This is a genomic window from Serratia sp. CY38905 (genome assembly GCF_052168875.1).
Classification (GTDB): domain Bacteria; phylum Pseudomonadota; class Gammaproteobacteria; order Enterobacterales; family Enterobacteriaceae; genus Serratia; species Serratia sarumanii.
In genome coordinates this window covers 285,776-297,612 of the sequence record NZ_JBJNLV010000004.1, presented here as the reverse complement: position 1 = coordinate 297,612, position 11,837 = coordinate 285,776, and the positions used below count along the sequence as shown (strand labels likewise).

The window sequence follows — 11,837 nt, the reverse complement described above, 5'->3', positions numbered from 1 at the left end:
ATCCCCGCGCCCTGTGTTTTTTAGCGCCGCCAGCCGGCCTTCTCCAGCGCCGTCACCAACTGCTCGGCGCTCAACCCTTCCGCCCGGTGGCCGTTGCCGCTGACGGTATTGGCCGCCAGCAACGCATTCACGATCGCTTCTTCCACCGCTTCCGCCGCGGCGGCGAACAGCGCCGAAATATAGTCGTTGTTCACCATGCGCAGCGGCGTGGTGAAGGCGCCTTTGTTGGCGTAGTCGGCGGGCGGCAGGCCGTCGTTGCCGGTAGCGAAGGCGATGAAAATGTCGCCGCTCGAATCCTCGGTGCCGCCGCCGGTGCGGGCGATGCCGATGCTGGCGCGCTGCGCCAGCCGCGCACACTGGTGCGGCAGCAGCGGCGCGTCGGTCGCCAGCGCCACCACGATGGAGCCCATGCCGGGATGCGGCAACTGCGGCGTGAACGGCGAGGGGAGATGCCCCAGATGCCGGCCTACCGGGTAACCGCCGACCAGCAGCGACTCGCGCTTGCCGTGGTTGGCCTGCACGATGGCGCCCACCGTCCAGCCGCCCTGATCGGCGGGCAAGCGGCGCGACGCGGTGCCGCTGCCGCCTTTGAATTCATGGCAGATCATGCCGCTGCCGCCGCCGACCGCGCCCTCCTGCGGCAAGCCGCCCCGGGCCGCCTGCTGCGCCTGGCGCACGTGCTCGGCCTTGACGTGAAAGCCGTTGATGTCGTTGAGCAGGCCGTCGAAGGTTTCCATCACCACCGGCATATTCCAATACACCGCGTTGTCGCCCGCGGGCAGCGTTTCACGCTCCAGCGCGATCAGCGCATCGCGCACCACGCCCACGCTGTGGGTGTTGGTGAAGGCGATCGGGCTGGTCAGCAGGCCCGCTTCGCGCACCCATTCCAGGCCGGTGGCGTCGCCGTTGCCGTTCAGCACGTGCACCCCGGCAAAGCAGGGGGCGTGGCGGGCGGAACCGGGGCGCGGTTCGATCACCGTCACGCCGGTGTGCACGCTGCGTCCGTCCGCCAAATCGGCATGGATGCTGGCATGGCCGACGCGCACGCCGGGCACGTCGGTGATGGCGTTCAGCGGGCCGGGCGTGCCCTGTCCGATGATAATGCCCAGATCCTGAGCGCGCTGCGTCATGGTTATTCTCCTTCTATTGAGGGGGCGGCGAGGGGCGCCGGTTGGCGGCCGCGCAGATGGTTCAGCGCCAGCCCGAAGCCGATGATGCCGGCAATGATAATAAAGTCTTTCAGGCTGCTGGCGATCAAAATCGTCCACAGCACGTACAGGCAGCACAGCAGCGCCACCACCACCGGCAGCGGCCACAGCGGCATCAGGTACGGGTGGTGGAAGTGGCGGCGACGGCGGCTGATCAGCGCCGCCACCGCCATGATGATGTACACCAGCAGCAGCAGGATCACGGTGAACGAGGTCAGCGATTCGAGATCGGAGCAAAACGCCAGCAGCGCCGACGGCACGCCGAACAGCAGGGTGGCGATCCAGGGAGTGCCGAAGCGCGGGTGGATGATTTTCAGCGCCCGGTTAAACGCCGGCAGCCAGAAACCGTCACGCCCGCTGGCAAACATCATGCGGCTGAACTGCGCCACGATGGCGATGATGGCGTTGAACACCGACAGATAAATCGCGCCGCTTACCACCCGCGCCAGCGTCGGGCCGCCGAGCTGGGTGACCACATAGCCGACCGGATCGGCCTGTTTGGCCATCTCCGTCAGCGACGGCGAGCCGATCAGCAGGGCGGTGAACGGCACCAGCTCCACCAGCACCACGATGAACAGCGTCAGCATGATCGCGATCGCCATCGGTCTGCCCTGTTCGCGCATGTCTTCCGCCATGTACACCGCCGCGCCGTAGCCGTTGTAGGAGAACAGCGCGACCCCGACCATGGCGACGATCAGCGGCAGCGACACCGGCGCCAGGCTGCCCTGCGCGTCCAGCATCACCGGCGCGGTGAGGATCTCCGTGCTCTGATGCGGGTGGCTGAAGCCGAGCCAGGCGATCAGCGCCAGCACCGCCACTTCCACCACCAGAAAGGCGCCGGTCAGCAGGGCGTTGGCCTTGATGTTGAAAATGGCGCAGATGCCGCCGACCAGCACGGTGAGCATGCCGGCGGTCGAGGCGTCGAACTGGGTGCCCAGCGCGGTGTTCAGGTAGGGCACCGCGCCGGTGGCCAGCACCGCCGGCACGAACAGCGAGGCGCTGAGGATAAACAGATAGGTCTGCAACCCGCACAGGGTGCCGAACAGGCGCTTGATGATGCTGTATTCGCCGCCTGCGCTGGGGTGTGCGGCGCCGAGTTCGGCATAGCACAGCGCGATGGCGGCGGCGACGCAGGCGGCGATCAGAAACGACAGAAAGGCGCCGCTGCCGGCGTTGGCGATCGCCAGCGGGGCGATGACGAAGATCGAACTGGCCGGCGTCACGCCGGACGCGGTGATCATCACCACGTCGAGGACGCTGAGATTGCCTTTGAAGGTGTGTTCAGGGGCGGACTCTTTCATGGGATAACGACTCCATTAACGTGTGAGTGAATTATTGTTTTGCTGCACAGGCTGTACGCAGGAATCAAATGGAGCGCGCGGAAAATCCCCTGCGCCTTTCAAGCCGCAGCGTTGTTGGCCGCAGATCATTCGCACCAGTCACTTACTTAAGTAAGCTCCTGGAGGCGAATGACTTTGCCGCTTAGCTGTAACTTGAAATTCGTTGGGGATAAGTTTGTTATTTTTATCCCGACGGGAAGCTGAAGCTGGCGCGCCGGGCATCGCCGGAGGCCGGCCAGCGCTGGGTCACGGTCTTGCGTTTGGTGTAGAACCTGACGGCGTCCGGGCCGTAGGCGTGCAGATCGCCGAACAGCGAGCGCTTCCAGCCGCCGAACGAGTGGTAGGCCACCGGCACCGGCAGCGCCACGTTGATCCCCACCATGCCGACCTGAATGCGGCTGGAGAAGTAGCGCGCCGCCTCGCCGTCGCGGGTGAACAGACAGGTGCCGTTGCCGTATTCGTGGGCGTCGATCAAGGCCATCGCCTCCGGCAGCGACGCCGCGCGCACCACGCCGAGCACCGGGCCGAAGATCTCCTCCTGATAGATGCGCATGCCGGGCGTCACGCGATCGAACAGCGTCGGGCCGAGGAAATAGCCCTGGCTGGGGCGGCCGTCCGCGCCGGTCACGCTCAGTTCGCGCCCGTCCACCAGCAGCTCGGCGCCTTCGGCCACGCCCTGATCGATATAGCCTTTCACCTTCTGATAATGCTGTTGGGTCACCAGCGGCCCCATGTCGTTGCGGTTGTCGCTGCCGGGGCCGACGCGCATGGCGGCCATCTGTTGCCGCAGCCCGGCGATCAGCGCTTCGGCGGTGCCGTCGCCCACCGCCACCACCAGCGGGATGGCCATGCAGCGCTGGCCGCAGGAGCCGAAGGCCGCGCCCATCAGCGCGCCGACCGCGCCGGGGATATCGGCGTCCGGCAGCACCACCGCGTGGTTCTTGGCGCCGCCCAGCGCCTGCACCCGTTTGTTCTGGCCGCAGCCGGTGTGATAGATGTGCTCCGCCACCGGCGTCGAACCGACGAAACTGATCGCCTTCACGCGCCCGTCATGCAGCAGCGTCTCCACCGCTTCGCGATCGCCGTTGACCACGTTGAGCACCCCCGGCGGCAGCCCGGCCTCCGTCGCCAGCCTCGCGATATACAGCGCGGCAGAAGGCACGCGCTCGGAAGGCTTCAGCACGAAAGTGTTGCCGCACGCCACCGCCATCGGCCACATCCACAGCGGCACCATCGCCGGGAAGTTGAACGGCGTGATGCCCGCCACCACCCCCAGCGGTTGAAATTCGCTCCAGCTGTCGATGCCCGGGCCGGCCTCTTTGCTGTGTTCGCCCTTCAGCAGTTCCGGCACATAGCCGGCATATTCGATATTCTCGATGCCGCGCTGCAGTTCGCCCAGGGCATCGCTGAGCACCTTGCCGTGCTCGGCGGTGATCAGTTGGCAGATGGCGTCGGCGTGCTGCTCCAGCAGATCCTTGAGCTTCATCATGATGCGCGCACGCTTCAGCGGCGGGGTGTCGCGCCAGGCGGGATAGGCCTGTTCGGCGGCGGCGATGGCGCACTCCACCGTGGCGCGGTCGGCCAGCTGCACCTCCTGCGCCGATTGGCCGGTGGCCGGGTCGTAAACCGGCTGGCTGCGTTCGCCGCCGGCGGCGGGCTCGCCGTTGATCCAATGGGTAATGGTCATGGCTCTCTCCTTATTCGGTGGCGTTGAGGGCGTCGCCGACGGCGTTAATCAGCGCATCGATCTGCGCTTCGCTGCTGATGAACGGCGGCGCCAGCTGCAGGGTGTCGCCGCCGTAGCGCACGTAAAATCCGCTTTCCCAGCAGCGCATCGCCGCCTCGAAGGGGCGCCGCGCCGGTTCGCCCGGCCGCGCCGCCAGCGTAATGCCGGCCGCCAGGCCGATGTTGCGAATGTCGGCGACGTGTTTGGCTCCCTGCAGGCTGTGCACCGCGCGCTCGAAGTAGGGCGCCAGCGCCTGTACGCGCTCCACCATCTGTTCGCGCTGCAGGATGTCCAGCGTCGCCAGCGCGACCGCACAGCTGACCGGGTGGGCGGAGTAGGTGTAGCCGTGCGGGAATTCGAGCTGGTAGTCCGGCTCACCGCCGTTCATGAAGGTGTGGTAGATCTCCGGCCGCACCACCACTGCGCCCATCGGCTGCGCGCCGTTGGTCATCTGTTTGGCGATGTTCATGATGTCCGGCGTGACGCCGAACGCCTCGGCGCCGGTCATCGCGCCGCAGCGGCCGAAGGCGGTGATCACTTCGTCGAAGATCAGCAGGATGTCATGCTGGGTACAGATTTCGCGCAGGCGCTGCAGGTAGCCGACCGGCGGCACGATCACCCCGGCGGAGCCGGAGAAGGGTTCGACGATCACCGCGGCGATCGTTGAGGCGTCGCGCAGCGCGATGATGCGGTTGAGCTCTTCCGCCAGCTCCGCCCCCTGTTGCGGCATGCCGCGCGAAAAGGCGTTGCTGGCCAGCAGGGTATGCGGCAGGTGGTCCGCCTCGGCGCCGGCGCCGAACGTTTTGCGGTTGCCGGCGATGCCGCCGACCGAGATGCCGCCGAAGTTAACGCCGTGATAGCCCTTTTCCCGGCCGATAAAGCAGGTTTTGCCCGCCTGGCCTTTAGCGCGCCAGTACGCGCGCGCCATTTTCAGCGAGGTGTCCGCCGCTTCCGAGCCGGAGCCGGTGAAGAACACGTAATCCAGCCCTGCCGGCGTCAGTGCCTTGATCTTGTTGGCCAGTTCGAACGACAGCGGGTGGCCGAACTGAAACGCCGGCGAGTAATCCAGCGTCGCCAGCTGGCGCTGGGCGGCATCGGTGATTTCCTGCCGGCCGTGCCCCAATCCGCAGCACCATAATCCGGACAGGCCGTCGAAAATCTTTCTGCCGTCATGGCTGGTGTAATACGCCCCCGCGGCCTGAGTAATGATGCGCGGCTGCGCTTTAAAATTACGGTTGCCGGTAAAAGGCATCCAATGGGCCTCTAACCCTTCGGCATCGAGACTATTTAGCGGGTGATTTTCAGCGGCCATGTTTTCCTCCGAACAGGAAAATAAGAGCGATTAATGAAATAAACCGAGTTGTTAACGAATTGTTGTGCGAAATTGACTATGTACCGCTTGTTCTCTACTGTGAATAATCATATGTCGAAACTTACTTAAGGTTTTATGCAAGTAAAAAAGCGCGCGCTGTTAGGGCAATTGTCGGATATGGATCTGCGTTTGTTGCGGGTATTCAAGGCCGTGGTCGACTGCGGCGGCATGAGCGCCGCCGAACTGGAGCTGAACATCAGCCTGTCGACCATCAGCAAACACATCAAGGATCTGGAACAGCGGCTGGGTCTGACGCTGTGTCAGCGCGGGCGCGAAGGCTTTGCGGTCACCGACGAGGGGCTGATTATCTACCAGGAAACGGTCAACCTGCTGGCGGCCACCGAGGCGTTCCGGCGCGGGGTGGACGAGGTGCACCAGCGCCTGGGCGGGCAGCTGCACGTGGCGATATTCGACCATACGGTCAGCAATCCGCAGGCGCAGATCGGCCGAGCCATCGCGTTATTCAGCGAGCGCGCGCCGGAGGTTTCTTTGCAAATGTACGTGGAGCCGATTAATACCATTGAACGCGGCGTAATTGACGGGCAATTTCAGGTTGGCGTTATTCCCATGCACCGCAGCGCGGAAAGTTTATCTTATCATTCGTTATTCAGTGAGAGGATGTTCTTATATTGCGGCGCGCAGCATGAATTATTTACCGCCCCCCATGAAACATTAAATTGGGATCTGCTGCACAATTATGCCTTCGCGGGATTAGGCTACCATTCGCCGAATATGGAACTGAGCCTGCAGCAACATTTGCATCGCAAGGCGACGGGGTTCGCGCAGGAGTCGATCGCCACGCTGATCCTCTCCGGCAAATACGTCGGCTTTTTGCCGGATCACTACGCGGCGTTTTTCGTGGCGCAGAACCTGATGCGGGCGATCAAACCGGCGCTGTTCCGCTATCACTGCGAATACTCCAGCGTGCTGCGCCGCTCGCCGGTGCCGCAGCGGGTGGTGAAGCTGTTCCATGAGTGCCTGCTGGCGGCCCACGGAACAGCGTGACGCTTACTGCTCTTTCTTCTTGCCGAAGATTTTGATCAGCGCGCCGACCAGGATGCCGACCGCGATGCCGGCGAAGATCCAGCCGATGATGCCCATTTCCTTACTCCTGCTAGTGCGTTGATCTGATTATACCCGTCATGCTTGAAACTGCATCTGTGTTGGCTGCGAGTGCGTACGCCAGTCACTGACTTGAGTAAGCTCTGGCGAGCCGCCTCTTGCCGCCGGGATGCAGCTCCAACTATTTAGGGTAGATATCATCATTCGACGCGAAATGCCTTTTCGATCATCCGTTGCCGCTGCGCCGGCGCATAGTCGATCCAGGAATTCTTGCTGTTGGATTTCTCCAGCGCCACCGCCAGTTCCTGGCCGGAAATCGGCAAATCGTCCTGCCAGAACGGCGCGATGGCGTGGCGGGTGATGAAATCGGTCAGGTAGCTCTCCGGGCTGCCCTGCCAGTGCGGGTACAGGCGCGCGGCCAGTTCGGCCATCAGCGCGCGTTGCTGCGGCTGTTCGCTGCTTTCCAGCAGGGCGAGGAACGGCAGCAGCAGGCGGCCGCAGACCTGGCCGTGGTGGTAGTCGCGCAGCGCGCCGATCTCGCCGGCGATGCCGTGGATCACCCCCAGCCCGGCGGCGCTCAGCGTCAGCCCCCCAAGGTACGAAGCTTGCATAATCGCTTCGCGCGCCGCGTCGCTGCGGTTGAGCGCCGGCCAGGCCGCAAGGAAGTGGCGGATGCCGCTCAGCGACATGTCGCGCGTCATGGCGCCGGCGGTTTTCGACAGATAGGCCTCGAACAGGTGGGTGAAGGCGTCGATGGCGCAGTAGGCCAGTACCTTGTCCGGCGCGCCCGCCAGCAGCTGCGGATCGAGAATGGCGGTGTGCGGCACGAAGTTATTGTGGCGCAGCGAGGCCTTCACTTTGCTGACCTGAGTGTCGGTGATCACCGCGTTCTGCGTCACCTCGCTGCCGGTGCCGGCGGTGGTGGGAATGGCGATCAGCGGCAGGGTGGCGCCGCTGATTTTGCTGTCGCCCACCTTTTCCATATAGCGCAGCGTCGGCAGCGGATGCTCCACCAGCGCGGAGAACGCCTTGGCGGCGTCCAGCACGCTGCCGCCGCCGATGGCCACCACGCGCCGCGCCTGGCCGCGCCAGCGCGCCACCCAGGCGTCAATTTCCTGCGGTGACGCCTCGTGGCTGACGATCTCGGTGCCGATGAGCAGCGGTGTCAGCGATTCGCGCAGGCCGGCGTACACCGGGCCGTTGAGAAAAGATCGGCAGCTGAACAGCAGCGTTGGCTGCGGATCGGCAAGCAGCAGCGGCGGCAGTTGCCGGATGCTGCCGTGGCCGAACCAGGTCTGGCGGTTGGCGATGATGTGGCTGACGGACATGAGGTCTCCTTGACGGCGTTGCAGGGCGCGATGCCACAGCATAAGCCAGCGGGCGCAGAGCGGCCACCGCTTTCCCCGCTGCGGCAACTTGTGAGTTGTTTAACATGTAAACGATCGCGTTCTTGCATTTCGGCGCGCCTGATGCTTTTTTTAACAGTACCGGCCGTCATGCGGCCAACCCCATCCGAAATCGGTAGATTGTTAATGTATTAATAATGGCGAGGCGGGTATGGATATTCAGGTTGAACGCTTGTCTGCGGTGATCGATGCGGTGGCCAGCCCGCGCTTTTATCCCAGCCTGTTGAACTGGCTGGAAGGTTTTTTCGCCTTCGACAACGCCATCGTTTATGCCTTCGAACGCGGCCGGCCGCCGCGCTGCCTGATCAAAACCGAGCGGGAAAACAGCGATGCGGTCAACCAGATCTACCAACAGGGCGCCTATCTGCAGGATCCGTTTTACCGTGCGCTGAACGACGGCGGCGCAGGCGAGGTGCTCACGCTGCGCCAGCTGGCGCCCTGCGGATTTTATCACAGCGACTATTACCGTAATTTTTATCGCAAGACCGGCTGGCACGACGAGGCCGGCGTGCTGCTGCAGCTGACGCCGGAGCGCGGGCTGGGGGTGTTCTTCGGCTCGGCGCGCCGCACGGTGGCGGTGCGCTACCCGCAGCGGGCGGATCTGCGCAGCGCGCTGACGCTGGTGAAAAGCGTGGCGCGGCTGCACGGCGAAGTGGTGGCGGCGCCGGCCGAGGCCGACACGGGGAACGACGATGGCGCGCAGGCGCGTTATCTGCTGACGCCGCGCGAGCGCGAGATTGTCGATCTGATCCTCGCCGGCTGCGGTTCGCAGCAGATTGCCGACCGGCTGTTCATCAGCCTCGGCACGGTAAAAAATCACCGCAAGAACATCTACGGCAAGCTGAACATCGGCTCGCAGGCCGAACTGTTCAGCCTGTTGCTGACCGCCCCGCAGCGCCGCAGCGCGTGAATGTATCGATCTATCCCCTATAGCTTTCAAGCTACAGCTAGGCGGCCAGGACGAGCGTCCCCAGGAGCTTACTTAGGTAAGTGACTGGGGTGAACGTCAGCAGCCAACAACGCTGTAGTTTGAAAGATGAAGGGGACGAATGTCCCTAAGGGGACATAGCGGCACGGCTGCCGCCTCCCGATAATCCGATGTCATGGCATAGGCAATCGGGAGTGCGGCAGTGAACAACGAAATCGAGTCCTTAACCTACTACGCGGCGACCAAAAAATACGATCTGCGCTTCCCGACGCTGGAAGAGGATCTGGACGTCGACGTGGTGATCATCGGCGGCGGCTTCTCCGGCATCAACACTGCGCTGGAGCTGGCGGAGAAGGGCATCACCAACATCGCCATTCTCGAAGGCCGCTATCTGGGTTACGGCGGCACCGGGCGCAACGGCGGCCAGGTGATGGCCGGCATCGGCCACGATCTGGAGAAGATCAAGCGCCACGTTGGCCCGGCCGGGCTGGAAACCATCTTCAAAATCAGCAACCTCGGCGCCGGCATTATCCGCGAGCGCATCAAGAAATATGACATCGACGCCGACTTCTGTTTCGGCTACGGCTACCTCGGCAGCAATGCGCGCCAGGAGAAGACCCTGCGCGGCTGGCTGAAGGAGTTCAGGGCGGTAGCGCCGCAGGAGGAGATTGAGCTCTACACCGGGGCGGAGGTGAAGCAGGTGGTGGGCTCCGACGCCTACACCTGCGCGCTGAAACACATGGGCGGCGGCCACGTGCATTCGCTCAACCTGCTGCTGGGCGAGGCCAAGGCGCTGAGCGGCTACGGGGTGAAAATCTTCGAGAACAGCAGCGTGCTCAACGTGGAGTATGGGTCGCGCATCACGGTGCGCACCGCCATGGGCTCGGTGCGCGCCAACAAGATGCTGTGGGCCTGCAACGGCTTCCTCAACGGCATGGAGCCGCAGATTTATCGCAAGACCATCAATACCTACGCCTTCCAGCTGGCCACCGAGCCGCTGTCTGACGATCTGATCCGCCAGATCAGCCCGATCCGCGGCGCCTACAGCGACATCCGCCCGGTGATCGACTATTACCGGGTGACCAACGAAAACCGGCTGCTGTTCGGCAGCGCCACCCGCCTGATCGAATACTTCCCGTCGGATCTCAAGGCCTGGAACCGCAACCTGATGCTGAAAGTGTTCCCGTACCTGAAAGACGTGAAGATCGATCTGGCCTGGGGCGGCCCGCTGTGCTGCAGCGCCAACCTGTTCCCGCAGATCGGCACGCTGCCGGATCGCGACAACGTGTTTTACGTGCAGGGCTACTCCGGCTTCGGCGTGACGCCGAGCCACATCGTGTGCAAGGTGCTGGCGGAAGGCATGAGCGAAGGATCCGATCGCTACGATCTGATGAGCTCGATCCCGCACGTCAACATCTTCGGCAAGGACAAGCTGCGGCGGGTGATGACCACCGCCGGTAAGGTTTGGCACCAGACATCCGGCTACTGGAAAGGCCGCCGTTAACCCTCAGAGGAGAATGACATGAAACCGTTACTGCTTAAACAACCGCTGCCGGAACTGCTGGAGATCGGCAGCGTCAGCAACCTGGGCGCCACGGTGATCGCCGGCACGCCAAACGTCGGCGTGGCCAGCATCTTCGGCGAACCGACCGACAACCTGAACTGCGGCGTGTTCAGCTGCACCCGCGGCAGCTTCGTGATGGAGTACCCGTTCGCCGAGCACGCCACGGTGTGGGAAGGCAGCGCGACCCTGACCAACGAACGCACCGGCGAATCGGTGCAGTATCAGGCCGGCGACTCCTGGTTCGTCGAGAAGGGCACCCCGGTGCGCTGGGACATCACCTCGGACCGCTTCGTCAAACACTACCTCGCCATCGTCGAGGGATGACGCTTTTATGCCCCCTCAGCATGCTGAGGGGGAACGCCTTAGCCCAGCGCCCGCGCAATAAAATCGGTCACCCGCTTGAGGATCCGATCCTTATTGGTTTCGTTAAAGCTCTCGTGCCGCCCACCCGCATTGATCATCCGTTCGAAATTGTCGCCCTGCAGACGATCGAGCGCGGTTTGCGTTTCGCTCATCAGCACCAGCCGATCGTCGTCGCCGTGGATCCACAGCGTGGGCAGCGCGCCGAAGCCCGGCCCGGCGTTGATGGCGGCGAGGATCCGCTGCATGGCGCGCAGGGTGGGGCGCTTGAACGGCCCGTGCCACACCAGCGGATCTTCCTGATACGCCGCGCCAACCGCCGGATCGCGCGCCAGGGTGGCGGTATCCAACGGCGCGTCGGGGATCGTCGGCAGTTCGGCCAGATCGGAGATCGCCGTTCTGTCGCCAAGCAGCGGGCCGGACAGCACCAGCGCGCGCACCTCCTCGCCGTAGCGCTGCACGTAGCGGGTGGCGATCATGCCGCCCATCGAGTGGCCGATCACCACCAGCGGCAAGGTGGGGTATTGCTGCCGGAAATGGCTGACCACGCGCTGCACGTCGTCGACCACGGCGTCGTAATCCTCGATCAGCACGCGTTCGCCCTGCGACAGGCCGTGGCCGAGATGGTCGGGGCCAAACACCCGCGCGCCCTGCGCCTGTAGCGTGCGCGCCACGTATTGGTAACGGCCGAGATGCTCGCCGTAGCCGTGTATCAGCAGCGCCAGATAGCGCGGCTGGTCATTTCCCCAATCATGCACGGCGATGTCGCCGTGACGGCCTTTGATAAAGCTGACGGTTTGTTCGGGCATCTTATTGTTCTCATGGTGGTAGGGTTGCCCTTCAGCGTAGCGGCTGGCGACGAAGTTGTCAG

At 63.8% G+C, this 11,837-nt stretch carries 10 protein-coding genes; 4 read left to right on the top strand and 6 right to left on the bottom strand.

What is annotated here, in order from left to right:
• Positions 1 to 20 precede the first annotated feature (20 nt).
• The 4 genes from ACJ8MK_RS12705 to ACJ8MK_RS12690 form a co-directional block, all read right to left on the bottom strand.
• Entirely contained in the window at positions 21 to 1,130 is a 1,110-nt protein-coding gene (locus tag ACJ8MK_RS12705) for a DmpA family aminopeptidase (protein WP_060422584.1), read from the bottom strand.
• 2 nt (positions 1,131 to 1,132) lie between these two features.
• A complete protein-coding gene (locus ACJ8MK_RS12700; RefSeq protein WP_060422582.1) occupies positions 1,133 to 2,509 on the bottom strand; it encodes an APC family permease in 1,377 nt (458 codons plus the stop codon).
• 223 nt (positions 2,510 to 2,732) lie between these two features.
• Positions 2,733 to 4,235 carry a CoA-acylating methylmalonate-semialdehyde dehydrogenase gene (locus ACJ8MK_RS12695; RefSeq protein WP_197807779.1) on the bottom strand — a complete coding sequence of 501 codons (1,503 nt, stop codon included), beginning with the start codon at positions 4,233 to 4,235 and terminating at the stop codon, positions 2,733 to 2,735.
• A 10-nt stretch (positions 4,236 to 4,245) separates the two neighbouring features.
• Positions 4,246 to 5,586, bottom strand: coding sequence for an aminotransferase class III-fold pyridoxal phosphate-dependent enzyme (locus ACJ8MK_RS12690; protein ID WP_197807778.1), 1,341 nt, complete (start codon positions 5,584 to 5,586; stop codon positions 4,246 to 4,248).
• Positions 5,587 to 5,721: 135 nt separating this feature from the next.
• Between ACJ8MK_RS12690 and ACJ8MK_RS12685 the strand changes: the two genes are divergently transcribed.
• Positions 5,722 to 6,651 (top strand): LysR family transcriptional regulator, encoded by a 930-nt coding sequence (locus tag ACJ8MK_RS12685; RefSeq protein ID WP_442517779.1) that lies wholly within the window; start codon positions 5,722 to 5,724, stop codon positions 6,649 to 6,651.
• A 257-nt stretch (positions 6,652 to 6,908) separates the two neighbouring features.
• On the opposite strand, the gene ACJ8MK_RS12680 is transcribed toward ACJ8MK_RS12685, so the two are convergent.
• Entirely contained in the window at positions 6,909 to 8,036 is a 1,128-nt protein-coding gene (locus ACJ8MK_RS12680; protein WP_442517778.1) for an iron-containing alcohol dehydrogenase, read from the bottom strand.
• Between the two features lie 229 nt (positions 8,037 to 8,265).
• Here ACJ8MK_RS12680 and ACJ8MK_RS12675 point away from each other — a divergent pair, with 229 nt between their 5' ends.
• From ACJ8MK_RS12675 to ACJ8MK_RS12665, 3 genes are all read left to right on the top strand, one after another.
• Positions 8,266 to 9,024, top strand: coding sequence for a helix-turn-helix transcriptional regulator (locus ACJ8MK_RS12675; protein WP_039567527.1), 759 nt, complete (start codon positions 8,266 to 8,268; stop codon positions 9,022 to 9,024).
• Between the two features lie 220 nt (positions 9,025 to 9,244).
• Complete coding sequence (locus tag ACJ8MK_RS12670) at positions 9,245 to 10,546, top strand: NAD(P)/FAD-dependent oxidoreductase (RefSeq protein WP_039567525.1); 1,302 nt, start codon at positions 9,245 to 9,247, stop codon at positions 10,544 to 10,546.
• A gap of 18 nt (positions 10,547 to 10,564) precedes the next feature.
• A complete protein-coding gene (locus ACJ8MK_RS12665) occupies positions 10,565 to 10,930 on the top strand; it encodes a cupin domain-containing protein (RefSeq protein ID WP_015376517.1) in 366 nt (121 codons plus the stop codon).
• Positions 10,931 to 10,968: 38 nt separating this feature from the next.
• Here the strand turns inward: ACJ8MK_RS12665 and ACJ8MK_RS12660 are convergent, their stop codons facing one another.
• On the bottom strand, positions 10,969 to 11,775 hold the full coding sequence (locus ACJ8MK_RS12660; protein ID WP_060426845.1) for an alpha/beta hydrolase: 807 nt from the start codon (positions 11,773 to 11,775) through the stop codon (positions 10,969 to 10,971).
• Between the last annotated feature and the right edge of the window lie 62 nt (positions 11,776 to 11,837).